At 74.0% G+C, this 21761-nt stretch carries 22 protein-coding genes; 14 read left to right on the forward strand and 8 right to left on the reverse strand.

Annotation, left to right across the window (positions count from 1 at the left end; translation table 11 throughout):
• Nucleotides 1–4: 4 nt before the first annotated feature.
• Complete coding sequence (locus ESZ52_RS18285) at nucleotides 5–1150, reverse strand: LLM class flavin-dependent oxidoreductase (RefSeq protein ID WP_131106190.1); 1146 nt, start codon at nucleotides 1148–1150, stop codon at nucleotides 5–7.
• Between the two features lie 115 nt (nucleotides 1151–1265).
• On the opposite strand from ESZ52_RS18285, the gene ESZ52_RS18290 reads away from it, so the two are divergent.
• Nucleotides 1266–1970, forward strand: coding sequence for a CPBP family intramembrane glutamic endopeptidase (locus ESZ52_RS18290; RefSeq protein WP_131106191.1), 705 nt, complete (start codon nucleotides 1266–1268; stop codon nucleotides 1968–1970).
• A 23-nt stretch (nucleotides 1971–1993) separates the two neighbouring features.
• On the opposite strand, the gene ESZ52_RS18295 is transcribed toward ESZ52_RS18290, so the two are convergent.
• The 4 genes from ESZ52_RS18295 to ESZ52_RS18310 form a co-directional block, all read right to left on the reverse strand.
• The gene (locus ESZ52_RS18295) at nucleotides 1994–2872 is read right to left on the reverse strand and encodes a matrixin family metalloprotease (RefSeq protein ID WP_131106192.1); all 879 of its coding nucleotides are present in this window, start codon (nucleotides 2870–2872) and stop codon (nucleotides 1994–1996) included.
• A gap of 62 nt (nucleotides 2873–2934) precedes the next feature.
• Complete coding sequence (locus tag ESZ52_RS18300; protein WP_131106193.1) at nucleotides 2935–3774, reverse strand: SDR family NAD(P)-dependent oxidoreductase; 840 nt, start codon at nucleotides 3772–3774, stop codon at nucleotides 2935–2937.
• Nucleotides 3775–3820: 46 nt separating this feature from the next.
• The gene (locus ESZ52_RS18305; RefSeq protein WP_131106194.1) at nucleotides 3821–4264 is read right to left on the reverse strand and encodes an ankyrin repeat domain-containing protein; all 444 of its coding nucleotides are present in this window, start codon (nucleotides 4262–4264) and stop codon (nucleotides 3821–3823) included.
• A 48-nt stretch (nucleotides 4265–4312) separates the two neighbouring features.
• Complete coding sequence (locus tag ESZ52_RS18310) at nucleotides 4313–5260, reverse strand: cation diffusion facilitator family transporter (protein ID WP_131106195.1); 948 nt, start codon at nucleotides 5258–5260, stop codon at nucleotides 4313–4315.
• A 132-nt stretch (nucleotides 5261–5392) separates the two neighbouring features.
• On the opposite strand from ESZ52_RS18310, the gene ESZ52_RS18315 reads away from it, so the two are divergent.
• On the forward strand, nucleotides 5393–6187 hold the full coding sequence (locus tag ESZ52_RS18315; protein WP_131106196.1) for a HEAT repeat domain-containing protein: 795 nt from the start codon (nucleotides 5393–5395) through the stop codon (nucleotides 6185–6187).
• 80 nt (nucleotides 6188–6267) lie between these two features.
• Nucleotides 6268–7518 (forward strand): AAA family ATPase, encoded by a 1251-nt coding sequence (locus ESZ52_RS18320; RefSeq protein ID WP_131106197.1) that lies wholly within the window; start codon nucleotides 6268–6270, stop codon nucleotides 7516–7518.
• 16 nt (nucleotides 7519–7534) lie between these two features.
• Here ESZ52_RS18320 and ESZ52_RS18325 read toward each other — a convergent pair whose 3' ends face one another.
• The 3 genes from ESZ52_RS18325 to ESZ52_RS18335 form a co-directional block, all read right to left on the reverse strand.
• Nucleotides 7535–9220: a bifunctional 3'-5' exonuclease/DNA polymerase gene (locus ESZ52_RS18325; RefSeq protein WP_131106198.1), complete on the reverse strand. Its 1686-nt coding sequence runs from the start codon at nucleotides 9218–9220 to the stop codon at nucleotides 7535–7537.
• Between the two features lie 104 nt (nucleotides 9221–9324).
• Entirely contained in the window at nucleotides 9325–10194 is an 870-nt protein-coding gene (locus tag ESZ52_RS18330) for an SGNH/GDSL hydrolase family protein (RefSeq protein ID WP_131106199.1), read from the reverse strand.
• Nucleotides 10195–10349: 155 nt separating this feature from the next.
• Complete coding sequence (locus ESZ52_RS18335) at nucleotides 10350–10625, reverse strand: HU family DNA-binding protein (RefSeq protein WP_131106200.1); 276 nt, start codon at nucleotides 10623–10625, stop codon at nucleotides 10350–10352.
• A 115-nt stretch (nucleotides 10626–10740) separates the two neighbouring features.
• Between ESZ52_RS18335 and ESZ52_RS18340 the strand changes: the two genes are divergently transcribed.
• From ESZ52_RS18340 to cobS, 11 genes are all read left to right on the forward strand, one after another.
• Nucleotides 10741–11718 (forward strand): aminotransferase class I/II-fold pyridoxal phosphate-dependent enzyme, encoded by a 978-nt coding sequence (locus ESZ52_RS18340; RefSeq protein ID WP_131106201.1) that lies wholly within the window; start codon nucleotides 10741–10743, stop codon nucleotides 11716–11718.
• A gap of 275 nt (nucleotides 11719–11993) precedes the next feature.
• The gene (locus tag ESZ52_RS18345) at nucleotides 11994–13010 is read left to right on the forward strand and encodes an ABC transporter substrate-binding protein (RefSeq protein ID WP_131106202.1); all 1017 of its coding nucleotides are present in this window, start codon (nucleotides 11994–11996) and stop codon (nucleotides 13008–13010) included.
• Nucleotides 13011–13053: 43 nt separating this feature from the next.
• Complete coding sequence (locus ESZ52_RS18350; protein WP_131106203.1) at nucleotides 13054–14148, forward strand: FecCD family ABC transporter permease; 1095 nt, start codon at nucleotides 13054–13056, stop codon at nucleotides 14146–14148.
• The gene (locus ESZ52_RS18355; RefSeq protein ID WP_131106204.1) at nucleotides 14145–15020 is read left to right on the forward strand and encodes an ABC transporter ATP-binding protein; all 876 of its coding nucleotides are present in this window, start codon (nucleotides 14145–14147) and stop codon (nucleotides 15018–15020) included. Before ESZ52_RS18350 ends, ESZ52_RS18355 begins: the two co-directional genes overlap by 4 nt.
• The gene (locus ESZ52_RS18360; RefSeq protein ID WP_131106205.1) at nucleotides 15017–15583 is read left to right on the forward strand and encodes a cob(I)yrinic acid a,c-diamide adenosyltransferase; all 567 of its coding nucleotides are present in this window, start codon (nucleotides 15017–15019) and stop codon (nucleotides 15581–15583) included. The genes ESZ52_RS18355 and ESZ52_RS18360 overlap by 4 nt, the downstream gene beginning before the upstream one ends.
• Nucleotides 15567–17129, forward strand: a complete 1563-nt coding sequence (locus tag ESZ52_RS18365) for a cobyric acid synthase (RefSeq protein ID WP_238154379.1) — start codon at nucleotides 15567–15569, stop codon at nucleotides 17127–17129. Before ESZ52_RS18360 ends, ESZ52_RS18365 begins: the two co-directional genes overlap by 17 nt.
• Before the next feature lie 5 nt (nucleotides 17130–17134).
• Nucleotides 17135–17824: an adenosylcobinamide amidohydrolase gene (locus ESZ52_RS18370; protein WP_131106745.1), complete on the forward strand. Its 690-nt coding sequence runs from the start codon at nucleotides 17135–17137 to the stop codon at nucleotides 17822–17824.
• 5 nt (nucleotides 17825–17829) lie between these two features.
• Nucleotides 17830–18930 (forward strand): CobD/CbiB family cobalamin biosynthesis protein, encoded by a 1101-nt coding sequence (locus tag ESZ52_RS18375; protein ID WP_181009850.1) that lies wholly within the window; start codon nucleotides 17830–17832, stop codon nucleotides 18928–18930.
• Nucleotides 18927–19451 carry a bifunctional adenosylcobinamide kinase/adenosylcobinamide-phosphate guanylyltransferase gene (gene cobU, locus ESZ52_RS18380; protein ID WP_131106207.1) on the forward strand — a complete coding sequence of 175 codons (525 nt, stop codon included), beginning with the start codon at nucleotides 18927–18929 and terminating at the stop codon, nucleotides 19449–19451. The genes ESZ52_RS18375 and cobU overlap by 4 nt, the downstream gene beginning before the upstream one ends.
• The gene (gene cobT / locus ESZ52_RS18385; protein WP_131106208.1) at nucleotides 19451–20593 is read left to right on the forward strand and encodes a nicotinate-nucleotide--dimethylbenzimidazole phosphoribosyltransferase; all 1143 of its coding nucleotides are present in this window, start codon (nucleotides 19451–19453) and stop codon (nucleotides 20591–20593) included. The genes cobU and cobT overlap by 1 nt, the downstream gene beginning before the upstream one ends.
• 25 nt (nucleotides 20594–20618) lie before the next feature.
• Nucleotides 20619–21416, forward strand: coding sequence for an adenosylcobinamide-GDP ribazoletransferase (cobS, locus tag ESZ52_RS18390; RefSeq protein ID WP_131106209.1), 798 nt, complete (start codon nucleotides 20619–20621; stop codon nucleotides 21414–21416).
• The last annotated feature ends 345 nt before the right edge of the window (nucleotides 21417–21761 follow it).

The raw sequence follows: 21761 nt of genomic DNA on the forward strand, positions 1-21761 counted from the left end.
GGCGTCAGACGCCTGCGCGTGCGGCGGCGCGCTCGGCCGCCGGGACGGCCGGGGCCACCAGGTGGTGCTTGGCCTCCGGGCCGGCCGCGACCAGCGAGGCGTGCGTGGGCGGGTCGCTGGGGACGTGGGCGGGGCGGCGGGCCTCGAACTCCTTGCGCAACACGGGCACGACCTCACGGCCGAGGATCTCCAGCTGCTCGAGCACCATGGGCAGGGGCAGCCCGGCGTGGTCCATGAGGAAGAGCTGGCGCTGGTAGTCCCCGACGGCGTCGGCGAAGCCGAGCGTGCGCTCGATGACCATCTCGGGGGTGCCGACGGTCAGCGGCGTGGCGTGGGTGAACTGCTCCAGGCTGGGTCCGTGGCCGTAGACAGGGGCGTTGTCGAAGTAGGGGCGGAAGACCTTCTTGGCCTGCGCCTCGGTCTCGGCCATGAAGGCCTGCCCGCCCAGGCCGACGATCGCCTGGTCCGCGGCGCCGTGGCCGTAGTGCTCGAACCGGCGCCGGTAGAGCTGCACCATCGTGGCGGTGTGCTCCATGTTCCAGAAGATGTTGTTGTGGAAGAAGCCGTCGCCGTAGTAGGCGGCCTGCTCGGCGATCTCGGTGGACCGGATCGAGCCGTGCCAGACGAACGGCGGGGTCGCGTCGAGGGGGCGCGGGGTGGCGGTGAAGCCCTGCAGCGGGGTGCGGAACTTGCCCTGCCAGTCCACGGCCTCCTCGCGCCACAGCCGGCGCAGCAGGTGGTAGTTCTCGATGGCCAGCGGGATGCCCTGGCGGATGTCCTTGCCGAACCAGGGGTAGACCGGGCCGGTGTTGCCGCGGCCCATCATCAGGTCGACGCGACCCTTGGCGACGTGCTGGAGGAAGGCGTAGTCCTCCGCGATGCGCACCGGGTCGGTCGTGGTGATGAGGGTGGTGGCGGTCGAGAGGATCAGCCGTTGCGTCTGGGCGGCGATGAAGGCCAGGTGGGTCGTGGGCGAGGACACCGTGAACGGCGGGTTGTGGTGCTGCCCGGTCGCGAAGACGTCGAGGCCGACCTCCTCCGCCTTCAGCGCGATCTGGGTGATCGCGTCGATGCGTTCACCGTCGGTCGGGGTCCGTCCCGTGGTGGGGTCCGTAGTCACGTCGCCGACGCTGAAGATCCCGAACTGCATGGCTGCTCCGGCCTCTCGTAAGTAGTTGATCTGTCAACTAGACTAACAGGTGGTCGAGCTCACCTATTCCAACCCTGGGTATGCCGTTCTGTTCCCGGCGCGTAGCGTCACCGCCATGCCGTCGTCGGGCCCACCTCCACCCGGGCGCACCTTCGTGCGGCCGGTCACCCACGCCGACCTGCTGGTCACGCTGGGCGGCTTCGTGGCCTCGACCGCCCTGGGCGGGGTGCTGATGATCGTGCTGGTCCTGGCCGGGGTGGAGCCCCTGGCCGTGGTCACCGGAGGGATCCCGACGACCGTGGCGCTGTGGCTCCTGGCGCTCTGGTTCGGGCTGCGCGCGCGGGGATGGACCTGGGCCGACCTGGGCCTGGGCGAGCGGCTGGGTCTGGGCCGGTGGTGGTGGCAGGTCGCCCTGGCCTACGTCGGGGTGGTGCTGGTGGCCTCGCTGGTCGTCTCCCAGCTGTCGGCTCCCGGTGAGCAGCCCAACGTCCTGGAGGGCGGGGTGCGGTTCGGGCCGGTCGTGGTCGCGGCCATCTGGGTCGCCGTCGGGCTCGTCGGCCCGCTCGTCGAGGAGGTCATCTTCCGCCGGGTCCTGCTGGGCTGGCTGGAGTCGCGGGTCGGGCTGGTGCTGGCCGTGCTGGTGCAGGCGGCCCTGTTCGCGGTGCTGCACGTCGTGCCCGCCGCGATGGTGCTGACCTTCCTGCTGGGGCTGGCGACGGCACTGCTCGCGCGGCGGCACCGCTCGCTCTGGCCGGCCCTGGCCCTGCACGCGCTCAACAACCTGGTCGCCCTCTCGGTGCTGCTGTCGACCCTGCGCTGACGGGCCGCGCCCCCGGACTGGCGTCACACCGAGGAGCAGGCGGCCTCGCGCAGGTGGCGCAGACCGGCCAGGTCGCCGGTGCCGAGCTGGGTCTGGCCCAGGCTGACCGGCTGCATGAGCTCGCCGCCGGTGTCGGTGTGGCCCAGGCCGAGCACATGGGCCAGCTCGTGGATGACGATCGTCTCCGCCACCGGGGCGGGGACCTGGTCGCCGAAGACGTCCACATCCAGCACCACCATCCCGCCGACCGCCACCCGCGGGCCGCCGATCGAACGCTGGGCATGCACCGCGCCGCCGAGGCCGGCCGTCGACCCGCCCAGGGCCGGCACCTCCTCCGCATCCGCGAAGCCGAGCAGCACCGGCCCGGCGCCGCGGTCGAGGAAGGTCCGGTCGTCGGTCTCGCCCACCACCTCCAGGGTGAACCCGCTGGCGTCGTTCACGCGCGCCACCGCGGAGGCGACCAGGTCGGCATACCCCTCGGGTGCGCCCTGCGGGTTCACCTCCACCGGGATGGTGCCCTCGCACGGCCAGGTGACGGGCGAGACGCCGTCGGGCTGGGTCACGGCGAAGGTGTAGCCCTCCCCTCCCGAGCCGGGCTCTCCGTCCACCCCGTCGCTGAAGGCGCGGTCGGTCAGGTCGGTCTCGCCCGTCAACCGGTCCACCAGGGAGCGCGCATCGGGCAGCAGCTGCGGGGCGAAGAGGTAGGCCGAGATCGCCAGCATCGCCAGGACCAGCAGCAGCGACAACAGCCCGGAGCAGCCCCCGGACCTGCGGGCCGGGCGGGGTGCGGCTGCGACGGGCGCGCCCAGGCCGTAGCGCCGGTCGAGGTCGTCGAGCTCGCGCAGCCGGCGCTCCATCTCGCGGGCGCGCCTGCGCCTCGCCCGCTCCTGCTGCCAGCTCACCGCGCCATCCTGCCGCACCTGGCTGGACGCGCCGCCCAGGATGGGTCAGCCGGGCAGGGTCCTCACCCCAGCAGGTCAGCCATCTGCTTGGCGATCATGTCGGTGGCGCGCTGGGGCGCCAGACGCGAGAGCCGGTCGAGCATGGCGGCGTCGCGGCCCACGGTCACGCGGTACTCGCCCTTCTTGACCGCGTCCTCGACGATCTTGCGGGCGGCGTCGCGGGCCGGCATGATCCGGCGCCTGGAACCCTTGTCACCGGCCTCGACGTCCTGGGTGGCCGCCTCCTCCGGGGTGGCCCGGCCCGGCATCAGGACCCCGGAGTTGCTGGTGATCTCGGTCTCGATGGCGCCGGGGAAGACGATGGTGACGGTCACGGGGGTCTCGCGCAGCTCGGAGTAGAGGCCCTCGGTGAGCAGCTTGACGGCGGCCTTGCTGGCGCCGTACATCGTCTGGCCCGGCACCGGGGCGAAGCCGCCCATGCTGGAGACGTTGACCAGGCAGGCCTCGGGCCGCTCGAGCAGGTGGGGCAGGAACGCCTTGCTGGTGTGCACCACGCCCCAGAGGTTGACGCCCAGGACCCGCTCCATCTGCTCGTAGGACAGGTCCGCGAACGGGACGAACTCCTGGATGATCCCGGCGACGTTGAGCAGCCCGTCGATGTGGCCGTGCGCCTGCAGCACCTGCTCCGGCAGCGCCTCGACGGCCTGGCGGTCGGTGATGTCGAGGGTATGCAGCGTCAGCCGCTCCCCCACCTTGACCCGCTGCCCCAGGTCGACCAGGGACTCCTCGCGCAGGTCGACCGCGGCCACCCGACCACCCCGCCGAAGGAGGTCCAGGACCACCTCCAGCCCGATGCCGTTGCCCGCTCCGGTGACGACGAAGACCTTGTTCTGCACCTGCATGACTGACGTGCTCCTCGGTAGGTGTGTCGGTCGCTCCAGCCTACTACTACGTATCGTCGGACTCACTGGCCGTGGGGACCTCGAGAAGGTCCGGGCGGCCGAACATCTGCGCGGTCTGGCGAGCCGTCGGCATCCCCGCGTCGGGGTCGGCGCCATGCTCCAGCAGCACGACCACCACCTCCTCCTCACCCTTGAAGATCGCACCGGCCAGCGGGGACTGTCCGCGGTCGTTGAGGCGGTCGACGTCGGCTCCCCGCGCGGCCAGGTCACGGACCAGGCCCGCGTGACCGTGGTAGGCCGCCAGCATGAGCAGGGTGTTGCCGTGCGGGTCGGTGAGGTCCGCCGGGGCGCCAGCGTCGACGTAGGCGGCCAGGCGGTTCGTGTCGCCGCGCCGGGCCAGGTCGAACAGGGCATGGGCCAGGTCGACCGCCTCCTGGGGCGCGGTCGACGAGGACGCGGGCTGGCCCGGGTGCTCGCTCGGCTTGCTCATGAGGCCAGTCTCCCGCACCGGGGGTGGTGCCGCTCGCCGCGGCCGTGCTCAGGGGTGGTGGGCACGCTCGTGCTCGGCGTGGCCGGGGGGCTCGAGCTGGAAGGTGGAGTGCTCGACGCTGACCTCGAAGTGGGAGGCCACGCACTCCTGCAGGGCGTCGAGCAGCTGCGGGGTGCAGCCCTCCCGCCAGCACCGCTCCTCCACGACGACGTGGGCGGTCAGGACGGGCAGGCCGGTGTCGATCCGCGAGGCGTGCAGGTCGTGGATGTCGGCCACGTGCTCCAGCTCCATCAGGTGGGCCCGGACGTCCTCCAGGTCCAGCCCGGGCGGGGTGGCCTCGAGCAGCACGCTGCCGGCCTCGCGCAGGATCACGACGGCCCGCGGCATGATCAGCAGCGCGATGAGGATGCCGGCGACCGCGTCCGCCCGGTGCCAGCCGAGGGTGAGGATGAGCACGGCACCGACGATCACCGCGACCGAGCCCAGGGCGTCGTTGACGACCTCCAGGAAGGCGGCCCGCAGGTTGAGGTTGGCCCGGCGTCCGCCGGCGAGCACGGCCAGGGCGATCAGGTTGGCGACGAGACCGACCGCGCCGAAGACCAGGACCCACTGGCCGGAGATCTCCGGCGGCTCGGTGGCCAGCAGCCGCCGGACACCCTCGACGAGGGCGAAGGCCCCCACACCGAGCAGCACGGTGGCCTGCGCGCCGGCCGCCAGCACCTCGACCCGGGCGAACCCCCAGGTCCGCCGCGGGTTCGGCGGACGCTCCATCAGCGTCGCGGCGACCAGGGCGAGGAGCAGCCCGGCGCTGTCGGTGATGCCGTGCACAGCGTCGACGAGCAGGGCCAAGGACCCGGTGAGGGCCGCGCCGACGACCTGCGCCAGGACGACGACCAGGGTCAGCCCGAAGGCGATCGCCAGGCGCGGCCGGGTCGCCGAGGCGTGGTCATGACCGTGGCCGTGACCACCGCCCTGCGTCTGGCCCTCGCCCTCCATCCGCCCGGCCTCCTATCCATCGTGCGTCCGCGTACCGACCCAGCCTACCGCATACCCCCAAGGGGTATGGGGGGTGAGACGCTGGGGGTTGCGGGCGGGAGGGCCGTCCGCAGTGACCGGGAAGGAGAGCGAATGAGCACCGAGACCCCGTTGCAGGAGGCCCTGCGCGCGGCGTTGTCCCCCGACCCGATGGTGCGGCAGCGCGGCGCACTGCGGCTGGGCACCGTGGCCGACGCGAGCGTCGCCGGTGACCTGGTGGCGCTGCTGGTGTCCGAGCCGGACCCGTTCGTGCGCGAGACGCTCACCTGGGCGGTGGTGCGCCAGGCGCCGGCCACCGTCCCGCCCCTGCTCGCCGCGCTGGCGGGGGAGGACGAGTCCCGGGCACAGGTGCTGCACGCGCTGTCCAAGATCCAGGACCCGCAGAGCGTGGAGCACGCGCTGCCCCTGGTCCGCGACCCTCACCCCCTGGTCGCTGCCAAGGCGTGGTGGGTGGTCGGACGGACCGCCGTCCCCGGGACCGCGCCCGTCCTGCTGGACCTGCTCGGTCGCCAGCGGGACGAGGAGCAGCGCCGCGCGCTGACCAGGGCGCTGGCGCAGATGGGCGAGGTGGCGGTGCCCGGTCTGGCGGACGCGCTGGCTGCGGAGGACCCCGAGGTCCGCCGGCACGCCGCCGAGGTGCTGGTCGCGGTCGGCGACCCCGCGGTCGGAGCCCTGGAGGCGCTGCTCGCGGCCGCGCAGGGCGAGGACCGGGAGCTGGCCATGCTCGCGCTGGAGGCGCTCGGCCCGCTCGACGCACCGGAGGTGGACGAGGTGCTGCTGCGTCTCCGGGACGGCGGCAGCCGCTGGCTCGCCACGGTCGCGGACTGGTTGATCGGCGACCGGGCCGAGCGGCGGGCCCGGCAGCGGGACCGGGCCGAGCGCCGTTAGCCGGCCGCTGCCGGGTCACACCGTGGCGTCGCTGCGTCTGTGTCGGGTCACTGTCAGTGGCCGCTCCTAGGCTGCCGGGCATGTACTCGACCGTCGCCATCAGCGGATACCGGTCCCTGCGGGACGTGGTGCTCCCGCTGGGTCGGCTGACCGTGGTGACCGGTGCGAACGGCACCGGCAAGTCCAGCGTCTACCGCGCCCTGCGCCTGCTGGCCGCCTGCGGCCGCGGCGAGGTGGTGGGCGCACTCGCCCGCGAGGGCGGCCTGGAGTCCGCGCTGTGGGCCGGCCCGGAGTCGCTCGGGCAGGCTCGGCGCGGCCATGACGTGCAGGGCGGCATGCGCAAGGGGCCGATCTCCGTGCGGCTGGGGGTGGGCGGTGCGGAGCCGGGCGCGGCGTCATACCTCGTCGACCTGGGGATCCCGGTGCAAGGGGTGGTCGTCGACGCCGAGGGCGGCCGCCGGCCGTCCGCCTTCAACCGGGACCCCGAGGTCAAGCGGGAGGCGGTGTGGGCGGGACCGGTGATGCGGCCCGCGACCCTCGCCGCCCGGCGCAAGCACTACTCGGTGGAGCTGCGCGGCGAGGACGGGGTATGGCGCAAGGCCCCCGTCAGCGTCGCGCCCTGGGCCAGCATCCTCAGCGAGATCGTGGACCCGCTGGACGCGCCGGAGGTGTGGGCGGTGCGGGAGGAGCTGCGCTCGTGGCGCTTCTACGACGGCTTCCGGGTCGACGCCGACGCGCCGGCCCGCCGACCGCAGGTGGGCACCCGCACCTGGGCGCTGGCGGAGGACGGCGCAGACCTCGCGGCTGCGCTGCAGACGATCGAGGAGGACTCGCCGGGGGTCCTGGACGAGGCCGTGGCCGACGCCTTCGACGGAGCCCGGCTGCGGGTCGCGGTGACCGACGGGCTCTTCGACGTCGAGCTGCACCAGCCGGGGATGCTGCGCCCGTTGCGCTCGGCCGAGCTCTCCGACGGGACGCTGCGCTACCTGCTGTGGCTGGCGGCGCTGATGACGCCCGTGCCGCCCCGGTTGATGGCGCTCAACGAGCCGGAGACCAGCCTGCATCCTTCTCTCGTGCCGCCGCTGGCGCGCGCGATCGTCCGGGCCTCGACCCGCGCGCAGGTCGTGGTCGTGACCCACTCGGCGACGTTGGTCGAGGCACTGACCGAGACGCTGGGCGCTGCGGTCGACCAGGGCGAGCTCGACGATCCCGTGGGGCACGACGGGGTGGCCGACCTGCGCCTGGTGGAGCTGACCAAGGACCTCGGGGAGACCCTGGTCGTGGGGCAGGGGATGCTCAGTACGCCGTCGTGGGAGTGGGGGCGGAGGTGATGCAGGGAGGGGCAGCTCAGTCCGCCTGGTCGTAGGACTCGACCACCGCCACGTCCAGGGGGAACTCCACCGGGAAGCCGCCGAAGAGCAGCTGGCCGGCTGCCCGCGCGGCCTCGCGGACCGCCTCGGCGACGACGTCGGCATACTGCTGCGGCGTGTGCACGATGACCTCGTCGTGCAGGAAGTAGACCAGCTCGGGCCGGGGCGCACCCGCCGACGCCTGGCCTGCGAAGGTGTCGTCGAGGACCCGTCGCAGGTGGCCCAGCCAGCACAGCGCCCACTCGGCGGCCGTTCCCTGGACCACGAAGTTGCGGGTGAACCGGCCCCAGTCCCGGGCCGCCTGCCGGGCCCGGCGCTCCGCGGCGTCCCCCGCGCCGGGGTGCTGGGCGGCGTCCTGCAGCTCGTGCCACCGCGGGGAGGGCGGCGGGGAGGTCCGACCGAGCCAGGTCCGGACCTGGTCGCCCCGTTCACCGGCCTGCGCTGCGGCGTCCACGAGCCCGATCGCCCGGGGGTAGGCGCGGCGCAGGACCGGCATGAGCGCCCCGGCCTGGCCGCTCGTCGCGCCGTACATGGCGCCGAGCATGGCCATCTTGGCCAGCTGCCGGCTGGCGAGCACCCCCTGGTCGACGAGCCCTTGGTAGAGGTCGCCGGCGGCCGCGGCGCGTGCCATCACCTCGTCCCCAGACATCGCGGCGAGCACGCGCGGCTCGAGCTGGGCGGCGTCGGCCACGACCAGCCGCCACCCGGGCTCGGCCCGGACCGCGGCACGGATCTGGCGCGGAAGCTGCAGGGCGCCACCGCCCCGGCTGGCCCACCGTCCGGTCACCACCCCGCCCACCACCCAGTCGGGGCGGAAGCGGTCGTCCTGCACCCAGGACGCCAGCCAGGCCCAGCCGTTGGCCGTGTGCAGCCTGCTGAGCTTGCGATAGGCCAGCAGCGGAGGGATGACCGGGTGGTCGATCCGCTCCAGCTCCCACTGCCGGGTGGTGGCCACCTCCAGCCCGGCCCGGCGCAGCGCAGCGATCAGGTCCGGCGCGGAGTCGGGGTTGAGCCCGGGCGCTGCGAGGGCCTCGCGGATCTCCGCGCAGAGCTCGGTCATCCGGGCCGGACGGCCGCCCTGCGCGTGCGGCTCGCCGAGCAGCTCGCGCAGCAGGCGCTCATGGGTCGCCGAGCTGAACGGCACCCCGACCTGGTTCAGCTCCTGGGCGATGAGCGCGCCGACCGACTCCGCGTGACAGAGCAGGCGCAGCCTGGAGTCACCCACCTGCGTCAGGCACTCCTGCTGGGCGAGGTGCTCGGCCAGGCACTCCTCGATCGTGGGGCCGGTGCTCGGCAGGTCGAAGAGGGTCGTGCCCGGGTCCTCCTGCGCCGCGGCAGCGTGGTGCCCGACGTCGGTCCCCGGCAGGTCGAGCGCCGAGACCGGGCCCCCGGCGTAGGCGGTGTCGGCCGCGGCGGCTGCCCGGCGCAGGATGGCCCGGACCAGGCGCAGGTCGACGGCATGCCGCACCCGCACCCCGCCGCGCAGCAGCACGGCATACACCTCGGCGGAGTCCGCCCACACCCACCGCACTCCTCCGACCTCCTGGCTCGCCGCCCAGCCGGGCAGCTCGGCGCGCGGCAAGCTCCAGCGCTCCCCGGGCGCTCCCTCCCGGACCTGCACGATGTGGGCCACGCCGTCGGCGAGCGCCACGACGAGGTCCATGGGCGAAGGATAGGGCCGCGGGACGCACCTCCTGGCCGCGCCGTGTCGCCGGTGGGCGTCACACCGTGTCGCCGGTCGGCGTCAAACCGTGTCGCCGGTCGACGTCAGACCGTGTCGTCGGTGGAGGAGTCGGTCGGGGAGACCGGCTCGCGCCATACCTCCAGCGGGAGCACGTCCGGGCGCTTGGCCGAGCGGCCGTCGCCGGAGCTCTCGCCGCGCAGCCGCCGGCGGATCCACGGCCGCAGGTGCGCGGCGATCCACTCGCGGTTGGCGCGCACCGACTCGAACCGGCTGAGCGGCGGGAGTGCCTCGAGGGGCTCGCGCCAGTCGCGCAGGTCGGGCTCCAGGCCGAGGGTCCAGGCGGCCTGGGCGGCGACCCTGGCGTGCCCCTCGGAGGAGAGGTGGATGCGGTCCCCGCCCCACATCCGCGGGTCGCGCAGCGCGGCGAGGGTGTAGATGTCGACGACGTAGGAGCCGGTGCGCTGTGCGATGCCCCAGAGGTGGGCGGTGTACTCGACCATGCGCGGGTGGACCCGGTTGACCAGCGGCGTCAGCGACACGTCGGGAGCGGTGACGAGGACGACGTCGGCGCCGGTCGCGCGGATCTCCGTGGTGGCCTCCTCCAGCTTGGCCATCACCTCGGGGAGGGAGACCTTGGGCCGCAGCACGTCGTTGCCGCCGGCGGACAGGCTCACCAGGTCGGGCGTCAGCTGCAGCGCCGGTGGCAGCTGCTCCTCCAGGACGGCGTCGATCAGCCGGCCCCGGATCGCCAGGTTGGCGTAACCGAACGGCACATCGGCCTCGCCGTTGCGACGCGCCAGCCGGTTCGCCAGCCGGTCGGCCCACCCGACGTACTCACCCTCGCGCCGCGGGTCGGCGTCGACCATGCCCTCGGTGAACGAGTCACCGATCGCCACGAAGCGCTGCCACCACCGCAGCTCGACGGGCTCGACGGAGTCGTGGGACGTGGTCATGGGCTCAGCGTAGGAGGCGTCGTGGCGTACGTGGCGTGCATGGCGTACGTGGCGTACGTAGGCCTTCAGTCGAGGGAGGCGGGCGTTCCCGCCGGAACGCACCGCGCCCGGTCACCCACGAGGGGCGACCGGGCGCGGCAAGAACCGTGTCTGGCTCAGCTGGAGACGCGCTCCTTCAGCTTGGAACCGGCCTTGAAGGCGGGGGCCTTGCTCGCGGCGATTTGGATCTCGGCGCCGGTCTGCGGGTTGCGGCCCGTGCGGGCGGCGCGCTCACGCACCTCGAAGGTGCCGAAGCCCGGGAAGGAGACCTTCTCACCCTTGGCGAGCTCGGCGGCGATGGCCTCCAGGACGGAGCTGACAGCCTTCTCGGCGGCAGCCTGGGTCATGCCCGCCTCGCGGGCAACGGCCTCGACAATGACCTTCTTGCTCATGGGTACAGCCCTTTCATCGTGCTGACATGTCGGTCAACCGTAGGCAGACGCCGGGCGTCTTGGCCACCAGGGGGCCCCGGCGCGTCGCGGAAAAAGCGGCCGTAGAGTGCCTTTCGTGCCTCGATCCCGCCCGTTCGCGCCCGCCGTGGCGCCCCTGGTGGTGCCTCCGGCCGGCACCCACGGCGGGGACGGACCCGCCGTGGAGGCGGCCCTGGGTCTGGCTCCCGGGAGCCTGCTGGACCTCTCGCAGAACATGAACCCGGTCTCCCCTCCCGTGGCCCCGGTGGTCTCGCGGCACCTGGCGGCGCTGGGGCATTACCCCGACGACCGCGAGGCGACGCGGGTGCTCGCCGAGGCGCTCGGCGTCGATCCCGGCAGGGTCCTGCTGACCAACGGGGGCAGCGAGGCGATCCACCTGGTCACCGCGGTCCTCGGCGGGCGGGTGCGCGAGGAGCCGGAGTTCGGGCTGCACCCCCGCGGGAGCGAGGGCCCGGTATGGCGCACCGACCCGCACTCCCCCACCGGTCGGCTCGCCGACCCGCAGGAACGGGCCGACGTCTGGGACGAGGCGTTCTACGCCGTCGCGACCGGCGGGTGGACGGCGCTCGGGACGCCGGCCCGCGATCGGGCCGTGGTGGTGGGTTCGCTGACCAAGACCTTCTCCTGCCCGGGCCTGCGCCTGGGGTATGTCGTGGTGCCGGAAGGCCCGGTCGCCGCCCGGGACGGCTCCTCGCTGGGCCCTGAGGAGCTGCGGGTGCGGCTGCTCCGGGCCCAGCCGCACTGGCCAGTCTCAGCCCTGGCGCTGGCCGTGCTGCCAGACCTGCTGGCTGACGCGGACCTGCCCGGTTGGGCAGCGCGGATCGGTCAGCTGCGGCAGGATCTCGTGGGCGTCCTGGAGAGCGCCGGGCTGCAGGTGCAGGCGGCGGACGCCCCGTGGGTGCTGGTGCACGAGCCGGGGCTGCGCGAGCGGCTCGCCCCGCGCGGGGTGCTGGTCCGGGACTGCGCCAGCTTCGGCCTCCCGGACGTCTTCCGGATGGCGGTCCCGGGCCCCTCCGGGCTGGAACGGGTCGCTACCGCGGTCGCTCAGGCCTGAGCCTTCGCCGGTCCGCGTGCCGATCGCCCCGGGGCCACCGGCGACCGGGAGGGAGTAGAGTGGCGCCGTCGTGCAGACGAAGTCCGGTGCAAAACCGGCACTGTCCCGCAACGGTGGAGTCCCCTGACCATGCCAGGTCACGGCGGACCGAGTCCGGTCGAACTGCCCGATGATCCGCAACCACTCGCCCTCGAGGACATAGGGCCGGTTCGGACGGCGGACCGGTCATAGGTCCTGTCGCTCGAGACCAGCTACCTCGACCGACAGGAGACCACATGAGCACCCCCGCCCCCTTCACCCGTTCCCGCGCCGTCGCCGCGGCGCTCGCCCTGAGCCTGGCCCTAGCCGCGTGCGGCGGTGACACCGACGACACCGACGACACCGACGCCGCTGCCGAGGCTGACACCGACACCGACACCGAGACCGCGACCGACGCGGGCTCGACGGACGACGATGTCGCGGCCGGCGACTTCCCGGTCACCGTCGACGCCGAGAACGGCGAGGTGACGATCGAGTCCCGCCCGGAGCGGATCATCTCCCTCTCGCCGTCCGCCACCGAGATCCTCTTCGCCATCGGCGCCGGTGACCGGGTCATCGCCGCCGACCAGTTCTCGACCTACCCCGAGGACGCGCCGACGACCGACCTGTCTGGCTGGGACCCCAACGTGGAGGCGATCGTCGGCTACGAGCCCGACCTGGTCCTGATCGCCAACGACTCCAACGACCTGGTCGCCTCGCTGGAGGCCCTCGACATCCCGGTCCTAGCCAACTCCGCCCCCGCCGACATCGAGGGCGGCTACGACATCGTCGCCGCTATGGGGATGGCCACCGGGGAGATCGACGGCGCCGCCAGCGTCGTGGAGGAGATGCGCGCCGGGCTGGAGGAAGCCCTCGCGGCCGCGCCCCAGGACCAGCAGATCCGCGTCTACCACGAGCTGGACGACACCTTCTTCTCCGCGAGCAGCCACAGCTTCATCGGCTCTGTCTACGAGCAGATGGGCGCGGTCAACATCGCTGACGAGGCCGACGCGGACGCCACCGGCTACCCGCAGCTGACCGAGGAGGCCATCGTGGAGGCCGACCCTCAGCTCATCGTCATCACCGACCAGGTCACCTACACCGCCGAGGACGTCGCGAACCGTCCGGGTTGGTCGCAGATCGAGGCGGTGCGCAACGGCAACATCGTCACCGTCGACGCCGACATCGCCTCCCGCTGGGGCCCTCGCCTGCCCCAGCTCGTCGAGCTGGTCGCCGACGCGATGAACTCGGTGGCCGCACCGGTCGGCCGCTGACCGGCCCACGGCTGGCGAACCCGACGGACCGCAGACCGGCACGATGAAGTCGACGACCCCCTCCACGCGCGCGCAGCCCGCGCCGGATGCCCTTGAGGCGTCCGTCACCAAGGCCTTCCGGCTGCCCGTGAGCGCTGTGCTGGGCACCCTGGCCCTGCTCCTGCTCGCCGTGCTCGCCTCCGCGAGCCAGGGCGCGGCCGGGCTGCCCGTGGAGGGGGTCGTCCGCTCACTCGCCGGCGCGCTGCCCGGGCTCGACGTCGAGCAGACGCTGACCGGCCAACAGCAGCAGGTGCTGTGGCAGATCCGGCTACCGCGCACCATGCTGGCCGCACTGGTGGGAGGCAGCCTGGCCGTCGCCGGGGCCGGCTACCAGGGCGTCTTCCGCAACCCGCTCGCCGACCCCTACCTGCTCGGCGTCTCCGCCGGGGCCGGCCTGGGCGCGGTCCTGGCCCTGGGTTTCGGCCTCGACCTGTCCTGGGGCCCCATCGCGGCCCTGCCGATGGCCGCGTTCCTCGGCGCGCTCGTCGCGGTGACCGGCTCGGTGCTGGTCGCCCGCGCCTCCTTCCGGGACCCGGCGACCCTGCTGCTGGCCGGCGTCGCGATGGCGGCGCTCTTCTCCGCCGCCCAGACCTACGCCCTGACGCGGCTGGACGAGACACGCGCCCGCGAGGTGCTCTCCTGGCTGTTCGGCCGTCTGGCCACCCACGGCTGGCAGCCGGTCGCGATGCTGCTGCCGTATGTCGTCCTGGCCGGCGCCGTCCTGCTCCTGCACGCCCGTCACCTGGACGTGCTGCGGCTCGGCGACGACGAGGCCCGGTCGCTGGGGCTCAGCCCGGCCCGCTCGCGCCTCGTCGTGGTCACCGCGGCCACCCTCATCACCGCGGCCGCGGTGTCGGTCAGCGGGCTGATCGCCTTCGTCGGCCTGGTGACGCCGCACGTGGTGCGGCTGCTGGTCGGCCACTCCTACCGGCTCATCGTGCCGCTGTCGGCCGTCCTCGGCGCGACCTTCCTGGCCTTCGTGGACATCGGCGCCCGCACCCTGGTGGCCCCCGCCGAGCTGCCGGTCGGGGTGATCACCGCGTTCATCGGGGCACCGTTCTTCTGCTTCGTGCTGTGGAGAGGCAAGGCCAACCCATGAACCCCCAGTCAGCCGCTCGGACCCTCGCCGAGCCGACCGCCCTGCGCCCGACCCACGCCCTGCGCACCCACGACGTGCGGGTGGCCTTCCACGGCAACGAGGTGGTCCGTGGCGTGGACCTGGAGCTGCGCGCCGGTGAGTGGCTGGGCCTGATCGGGCCCAACGGCTCGGGCAAGTCGACCTACCTGCGCAGCCTGCTCGGCCTGGTCCCGCGCACCGGCACCGTGGAGCTCGGTGACGGTGGGGTCCCCGACCCGACCGATCTGTCCTTCATGCCCCAGGCTCCCGAGCTGCCGCCCGGCATGACCGTCGTCGAGTACGTGCTGCTGGGCCGCACCGCCCACCTGGGCTGGCTGCGTGCCGAGTCCGTGCAGGACCGGCAGATCGTCGCCAGCGTGCTGCGCCGGCTGGGCCTGGCCTCGTTCGCCGACCGGCAGGTGCGCAGCCTGTCCGGCGGGGAGGCCCAGCGGGTGGTCATCGCACGGGCGCTGACCCAGCAGGCCCCCGTGCTGCTGCTCGACGAGCCCACCAGCGCGCTGGACGTCGGCCACTCCGTCGAGGTGCTGGAGATGGTCGACGAGCTGCGCCACCAGGACGGGCTGACCGTGATCGCCGCCATGCACGACCTCGGCATGGCCGCCCGCTACGCCGACCGGCTCCTGCTCCTCGAGCACGGTGCCCCGCAGGCTATCGGCCCCCCCGAGGAGGTCCTCGAGCCCGAGCTGCTCACTCGTGTGTACGGCCACCCGATCCGGGTCGTCGAGCTGGACGGGCACCTCGTCGTGGTCCCCGCGGCCCGGCCGGACCGGCCGGCGCGCGGACGGCATACCCCCATCGACCTGCAGTCCCGACGCACGGAGGAAAGCTCATGACCGACCACGACCAGCCCCGCACGGAGCGGCCGTACGACCGGCGCGAGCTGCGCTCGGCACCCTCGCTCGTGCTGGTGAACACCGGGCACGGCAAGGGCAAGTCCACCGCCGCCTTCGGCACCCTGCTGCGCAGCCGCGGGCGCGACTGGCCCACCGCCGTGGTGCAGTTCCTCAAGTCCGGCAAGTGGCGCACGGGCGAGGAGGCCATGCTGCGGCAGCTCGGCGTGGAGTGGTTCAGCGCCGGCGACGGCTTCTCCTGGGAGTCCGACGACCTCGACGAGAGCCGCGCCAAGGCCGTGGCCGCGTGGGCGTTCACCCGGCGGCTCATCGAGGCCGGGGAGCACCGCATGGTGATGCTGGACGAGATCTCCTACCCGATGAACTGGGGCTGGATCGACCCGGGCGACGTGGCCTCGACGCTGAGCGAGCGGCCGGAGGACGTCTCGGTCTTCCTCACCGGGCGAGAGATGCCTCAGGCCGTCATCGACACGGTCACCGAGATGGTCAACGTCAAGCACCCGTTCGAGCAGGGGATCCGCGCGCGGCGTGGCATCGACTACTGAGGGCGCCGCGCTGATGGTGGTCGGCGCCACCAGCGGCGCGGGCAAGTCGACGCTGGTCAGCGCCCTGTGCCGCGCGCTCGCCCGCCGCGGGTTCGACGTCGCCCCGTTCAAGGCGCAGAACATGTCGAACCACGGCGCTGTCACCCCCGACGGTGGCGAGATCGGGCGGGCGCAGGCGATGCAGGCCCTGGCCGCCCGGGTCGAGACCGACCGGAGGATGGGGCCGGTGCTGCTCAAGCCGTCCGGTGCACGAACGTCACACCTGGTCGTCCTGGGTGAGGAGGTCGGGGTCGCCGACGCGGTCGGCTATGGCGAGCGGGCGGCCCGGTTGCGCCCCGTGGTCCTGGACGCCCTGCAGTCGCTGCGGGCCGAGCACGAGGTCACCGTCCTGGAGGGCGCCGGCGGCGCGGCGGAGATCAACCTGCTGGACCGCGACCTGGTCAACCTGCCCCTGGCCGCCGCGGCCGGGATTCCCGCCGTGCTGGTCGTCGACATCGAGCGCGGTGGCGCGTTCGCGGCGGCGTACGGCACCTGGGCGCTGCTCTCTGACCGCCTGCGGGCGTGCCTGCACGGCTTCGTGATCAACTCCTTCCGCGGCGATGTTTCCCTGCTGGGGCCCGGTCTGCGGGACCTGGCGGAGCGGACCGGCATACCCGTGCTGGGGGTGCTGCCGCACCTGGGTGAGCACCTGATGCTGGGGGTGGAGGACTCGCTGGACCTCACGGCCGCCCCGCCCTCGGCGCACCGGTCGGGCACGACGGACCGCCCGGTCCGGGTCGGCGTCGTCCGGCTGCCGCACCTGGCCAACCCCTCCGACCTCGACCCGCTCGTCCTCGAGCCCGGGGTCGAGCTGCGCTGGGCGAGCTCGCCCGGCGACCTCAGCGACGTCGACCTCGTGATCCTGCCGGGCAGCCGGTCCACGGTCGCCGACCTGACGTGGCTGCGCGAGCGCGGGCTCGGCCGTGCCCTGGCGGACCTGCTCCGGGACCCGGACGGGCCATTCGTACTCGGCATCTGCGCTGGCTACCAGATGCTGGGGCACACGATCCACGACGAGATCGAGTCGGGGGCCGGCGCCGTGGCCGGGCTGGGGCTGCTGGCGGTGCGGACCGTCTTCACCGTCCCCAAGACCGTGCGCCGAGCCGAGGGCGTCGTGGCCGACGGGTCGGGGACACCGGTTGCGGGCTATGAGATCCGGTGGGGCAGGCCGGAGCCGGTGGGTGGTGGGGACGGCGATGTCCGGCCCTGGCTGCAGCTGGGTGGTGAGGGTACTGGCCGTGCCGAGGGGGCGGTGCGCACGGACGGCCGGGTGCGGGGCACCTCCCTGCACGGGGTCCTCGACGCCGACGCCCTGCGGCACGATCTGCTGAGCACGGTCGCCCTCGCCCGCGACCGGATCTTCATACCGTCGGCCGTGCCCTACGCGCAGGCCCTGGACGCCCACCTCGACCACCTGGCCGACTGGGTCGAGGAGCATCTCGACCTGCCCGCGCTGGTCGACCTGGCCCGGAGCGCCACCCGGGTCGAGGAAGCTCCTGGCTGGTGAGCAGGATGGTCGACGTGGTGCATCTCATCGAGCGGGACGGCGCGCTGCTCTTCCCCGTGCCCCCGGGTTGGGTGGCGCTGAGCTCGGCCTCCGTCGGGGGCGGGCTCGTCTGGCCCCGCCTCGTGGTCAACCTCGGGGTGGGCGACGGCTTCCAGCGCACCGACCTCGACGCCTACGTCGAGGAGCGGCTGGCTGCCCTGGGCCGGGACGACGCCCCCGTGACGGCCCTGCTGACCGCCGCCGATGTGCGGTGCTGGACCGGCGGTGAGGCCGACGGTGTCCAGGCGTGGGCCACGGTCGCCGCGACGAAGCCGACGTGGGCCGCGCGGCCGGGCGGACTGGGTGTGCGCGTGGAGGACGACGCGCCGCCGGAGCCGGGCACGGTCAACATCGTCGTCGCCGTCCCGGCCCCGCTCACCGGCTCCGCCCTCGTCCAGGCCGTGGGGACGGTGACGGAGGCCAAGGCCCAGGCCCTGCTGCACGCCGGGGTGCCGGGGACCGGCACGGCCAGCGACGCGGTCGTCGTGCTCTGCCCGGACGCGGTCGAGGGACGCGCGCCGGTTCCGTTCGCCGGGGTCCGCTCCCCCTGGGGCCACCGGGTGGCGGAGGCGGTGCGCCAGGCGGTCAGCACCGGTATGCAGGTCAACCCCTGGCCACGGGTGGCCGCCGACCCCGATCCGGAGCGGGTGTGGTGAGCGCGGTGGGGTCGACCTTCCGCGGGCGCGCCCTCGGGGTGGCTCTCGGGCTGACCCTCGACCGGCTCGCGGGTGAACCACCGACCGCCTGGCACCCGGTGGCCTGGTTCGGCACGGCGATGAGCCAGGTCGAGCGGCGGCTGTACGCCGACGCCCGCCTGCCCGGGGCGGCCTACGCCCTGGTCGGGGTGGGGGTGGGCGCCGGTTCCGGATGGCTGCTGGGCCGCGTGGGCCGGAGGCTCCCGGGACGGGAGACGGACGGGGCAGCCGGGGTGGCGGTGCTGGCGGCCGCCGTGGGGGTGGCCTGCGCAGGTCGCATGCTGCGCGAGACCTCGGCGCGGATCGAGGACCGCCTCCGCGCCGACGACCTCGACGTGGCACGGGAGCTCTTGCCGTGGCTGGTGGGCCGCGACCCGAGCACCCTCGACGCGAGCGGCGTCGCGGCGGCGGTCGTGGAGTCGCTGGCGGAGAACACCGTCGACGCCGTCGTCGCGCCGGTCTTCTGGGGACTGCTGGCCGGGGCGCCGGGAGTGCTGGCGCACCGCGCGGTCAACACGATGGACGCGATGGTCGGTCACCGCAGCGCCCGCTACGGCCGGTTCGGCACGGCCGCCGCCCGCCTCGACGACGTCATGGCGTGGGTGCCCGCGCGTGTCTTCGCGGCTCTCGTCGCGGTGCTGGCGGCGCTCCCCACCGGTGCTCAGCGCTCCGCGGAACGCTTCGCCCAGCCGCGTTCCGCGGAACGTCTCTCCCCACGGCCTCCGGCGCGAGGATCGGCCCTCCCCCAGCTCCATCAGGTGCTGAGCGTGGTGCGCCGGGACGCTCCCGCTCACCCCTCCCCCAACTCGGGCGTGGCCGAGAGCGCTGTCGCCGCCGCCCTGGGGGTCGAGCTGGGCGGGCCGCTGCGCTACGGCGACCGCGTGGAGAACCGGCCACACCTCGGGGACGGACCGCGGCCCGACCACGTGACGATCGGGGCTGCCCGGCAGCTGGTCGACCGCGTCGAGATCACGGCGGTGGTCATCTGCCTTCTGCTGGCCGCCGCCGCGTCGGACCGCACCCGCGGCACCCGGACCTCCACCCCAGCCCGAAGGAGCCCACGATGAGCCTGACCTTCCTGACCGGCGGCGCCCGCAGCGGCAAGTCCGCCCTGGCCGTGCGACGCGCCGGACGCTCCGGTCTGGCGGTGGTCTTCGTCGCGACCGGCCAGGCGCGGGACGGGGAGATGTCCGACCGGATCGCCCGGCACCAGGCCGAGCGCCCCGAGGGCTGGGAGACGGTCGAGGCACCCGTCGACCTGGTCGACGCGGTGCGGGGACTGCCGGGTGACAGGTGCGTCATCGTCGACTGCCTCTCGCTGTGGGTGAGCAACCTCATGGAGCACGGCGACGACGAGGCCACCACGGTGGCCCGGGCGGAGGCGCTGGGCCGGTGGGGGGCCGCATACCCGGGCAGGGTGATCGTGGTGACCAACGAGGTCGGCCTCGGGATCGTGCCCATGCACCCGGTGAGCCGGGACTACCGAGACCGGCTGGGGCGGGTCAACGCGATCCTGTCCCGGCACGCCGACCACGCCCAGCTCGTCGTCGCTGGCCGCACCCTGACCCTTGACCCCCTGGAGGACTGATGAGCACCGCTGAGACCACCGCTGAGAACGTTGCGACCACCCCCGCGAACGCCGGGACCACCCTGGCCCCCCGCGAGCTGGTCGAGGAGACCCTGCAGCAGATCCGGCCGCTGGACCACGAGACCGGCGCCGCGGCGGCCGGGGCGATGGACGGCAAGGTGAAGCCGCTGGGCAGCCTGGGCCAGCTGGAGGCTCTCGCGGCCCGGCTGGCCGGGATCCAGGCGACCACCGAGCCGCACGTGGACAAGCCGGCGGTGGTGATCTGCGCGGGCGACCACGGGATCACGACGAGCGGGGTGAGCGCGTACCCGCAGGAGGTCACCGCGCTGATGCTCAGCGGCTTCGCCGCGGGGACGGCCGCCGTCGGGGTGCTGGCCCGCGAGGCCGGCATCCGGCTCCTCGTCGCCGATCTCGGCGTGATCCAGCCGCCCGTGATCGAGCCGGGCCAGAACGTCGTGCTGGACCGGCGGGTCCGACCGGGGACGGCGAACTCGCTGGAGGGGCCGGCCATGACCGTGGAGGAGGCCCAGCAGGCGGTCGCCCACGGCATCGGGCTCGCGGACCTGCTCATCGACGACGGTGCCGACCTGGTGGGGCTCGGGGAGATGGGCATCGGCAACACGACGGCGGCGAGCGCCCTGACCGCGTCCCTGCTCGAACGCGACCCGGCCCGGGTCACCGGCCCGGGCACCGGCGTCAGCGGCGAAGCCCTGGCCGCCAAGATCGCCGCGGTCGACGCCGTGCTGCGCCGCCATGGTGACCTTGACGACCCGTGGCAGGTCCTGGCCGCGATGGGTGGGCTGGAGATCGCCGGGCTCACCGGGGTGGTGCTGCGCTGCGCCGCCCGGCGGGTGCCGGTCCTCCTGGACGGTTTCGTCGCCACCGCCGCCGCCCTGGTCGCCTGGCGGATCGAGCCACGCAGCGCCGACGCGATGATCGCCGCCACCTTGTCCCCCGAGCCTGGTCACGCGGTCCAGCTGGAGGCCCTCGGCCTGGAGCCGGTGCTGCGGCTCGGCATGCGTCTGGGTGAGGGCAGCGGAGCGGCGCTGGCCGTCCCCGTCCTGCGCTCGGCCGCGGCGGTGCTGCGTGACATGGGCAGCTTCGCCGACCTGGGCCTGGCGGACGAGAAGCCGACGGCGTGACGTGACGTCGCGGGAGGGCGGGCGGATGAGCGTCGTCGGATCCGTGCTGGACGCCGTCGCCTTCCTCACCAGGGTGCCGGTGCCTCCTCGGCGACGGTTCGACCTGGCCCGGGCGGCCTGGGCCTTCCCGCTGGTGGGCGGGCTGCTGGGGCTGGTGCTGGGCACGGTGGGCGTGCTGACGGCCCAGCCGCTGGGGTGGCTGGTCGCGGCGGTGCTGGTGGTCGCGCTCGAGGTGCTCCTCACCGGTGCCTTGCACCTCGACGGGCTGGCCGACTGCGCCGACGGGACGGGCGGAGCCGACCGGCGGGCACGGCTGCGGATCATGAAGGACCACTCCGTCGGCGTGTATGGCGTGGCCGCGGTCGTCCTGGACCTCCTCCTGAAGGTGGCGCTGGTCGGTGCGCTGCTCGACAGGGCCGATCCCGGCCTCGCCGTGGTCATCCTGACCGTCGTGTGGGCACTGTCGCGGGCCGCGATGCTGCCACTGGCGGCGTGGCTGCCCTACGCCCGGGACGAGGGCACCGGTCGCAGCCTGGTGGAGGGTCTCACCGCCGGGCGGCTGTGGTCCGGTGGGCTCGTGGTGGCGGTCTGCGTCGGCGCGGCCACCTGGGCCGGCAGCGAACTGACCGGAGCGACGCCCTGGCTGGTCCCTCTCGTGCTGCTGCCCACGGTCGTCGTCACCACCCTGCTGGTCGGCGGCTGGGCCCGACGGACGCTGGGTGGGGTGACGGGTGACGTCCTGGGCTCGGCCGCGGAGGTCACGCTGCTCGCCGGCCTGCTCGCCGCCGTCGCGGTGCTGGCCCCCGGCGTGCTGCAGTCCTGACCTGGGCCGGGCCCGGGCCTCCCGCGCACCGCGGCACCGGCGTGTCGCGCACAGGACACAGACTGCTTGCGGCGTGTCGCACGTCCCCGCGTGCGACACGCCGCAGGGCCCGGACGCCCTGTGCGCGACACGCCGGCGGGGGGACGGGGTGAGGGCGCCGACGGGGGGGAAACGGCAGGCGAAGGCGCCGACAGGGGAACGGCAGCCGAGAGGGCGCCGGCGGGCGAGCGCTCCGGCCGGGTGGACAGACAGGGCGGGCCACCAGACAGCGGGCGGCGGGGTCGGGCGGGCGCGGGTGGGCGTGCTCTGCGTCATGCCGGTGGCCGAGGGTCGAGGTGCGGCTCG

Source organism: Ornithinimicrobium sufpigmenti (assembly GCF_004322775.1).
Lineage (GTDB): Bacteria > Actinomycetota > Actinomycetes > Actinomycetales > Dermatophilaceae > Ornithinicoccus > Ornithinicoccus sufpigmenti.

Coding starts and splice junctions, on each gene's coding strand:
- ESZ52_RS18285 (WP_131106190.1), bottom strand. CDS start 1,150: ATGCAGTTCGGGATCTTCAGCGTCGGCGACGTGACTACGGACCCCACC.
- ESZ52_RS18290 (WP_131106191.1), top strand. CDS start 1,266: ATGCCGTCGTCGGGCCCACCTCCACCCGGGCGCACCTTCGTGCGGCCG.
- ESZ52_RS18300 (WP_131106193.1), bottom strand. CDS start 3,774: ATGCAGGTGCAGAACAAGGTCTTCGTCGTCACCGGAGCGGGCAACGGC.
- ESZ52_RS18305 (WP_131106194.1), bottom strand. CDS start 4,264: ATGAGCAAGCCGAGCGAGCACCCGGGCCAGCCCGCGTCCTCGTCGACC.
- ESZ52_RS18310 (WP_131106195.1), bottom strand. CDS start 5,260: ATGGAGGGCGAGGGCCAGACGCAGGGCGGTGGTCACGGCCACGGTCAT.
- ESZ52_RS18315 (WP_131106196.1), top strand. CDS start 5,393: ATGAGCACCGAGACCCCGTTGCAGGAGGCCCTGCGCGCGGCGTTGTCC.
- ESZ52_RS18320 (WP_131106197.1), top strand. CDS start 6,268: ATGTACTCGACCGTCGCCATCAGCGGATACCGGTCCCTGCGGGACGTG.
- ESZ52_RS18325 (WP_131106198.1), bottom strand. CDS start 9,220: ATGGACCTCGTCGTGGCGCTCGCCGACGGCGTGGCCCACATCGTGCAG.
- ESZ52_RS18330 (WP_131106199.1), bottom strand. CDS start 10,194: ATGACCACGTCCCACGACTCCGTCGAGCCCGTCGAGCTGCGGTGGTGG.
- ESZ52_RS18335 (WP_131106200.1), bottom strand. CDS start 10,625: ATGAGCAAGAAGGTCATTGTCGAGGCCGTTGCCCGCGAGGCGGGCATG.
- ESZ52_RS18345 (WP_131106202.1), top strand. CDS start 11,994: ATGAGCACCCCCGCCCCCTTCACCCGTTCCCGCGCCGTCGCCGCGGCG.
- ESZ52_RS18350 (WP_131106203.1), top strand. CDS start 13,054: ATGAAGTCGACGACCCCCTCCACGCGCGCGCAGCCCGCGCCGGATGCC.
- ESZ52_RS18355 (WP_131106204.1), top strand. CDS start 14,145: ATGAACCCCCAGTCAGCCGCTCGGACCCTCGCCGAGCCGACCGCCCTG.
- ESZ52_RS18360 (WP_131106205.1), top strand. CDS start 15,017: ATGACCGACCACGACCAGCCCCGCACGGAGCGGCCGTACGACCGGCGC.
- ESZ52_RS18370 (WP_131106745.1), top strand. CDS start 17,135: ATGGTCGACGTGGTGCATCTCATCGAGCGGGACGGCGCGCTGCTCTTC.
- cobU (WP_131106207.1), top strand. CDS start 18,927: ATGAGCCTGACCTTCCTGACCGGCGGCGCCCGCAGCGGCAAGTCCGCC.
- cobT (WP_131106208.1), top strand. CDS start 19,451: ATGAGCACCGCTGAGACCACCGCTGAGAACGTTGCGACCACCCCCGCG.
- cobS (WP_131106209.1), top strand. CDS start 20,619: ATGAGCGTCGTCGGATCCGTGCTGGACGCCGTCGCCTTCCTCACCAGG.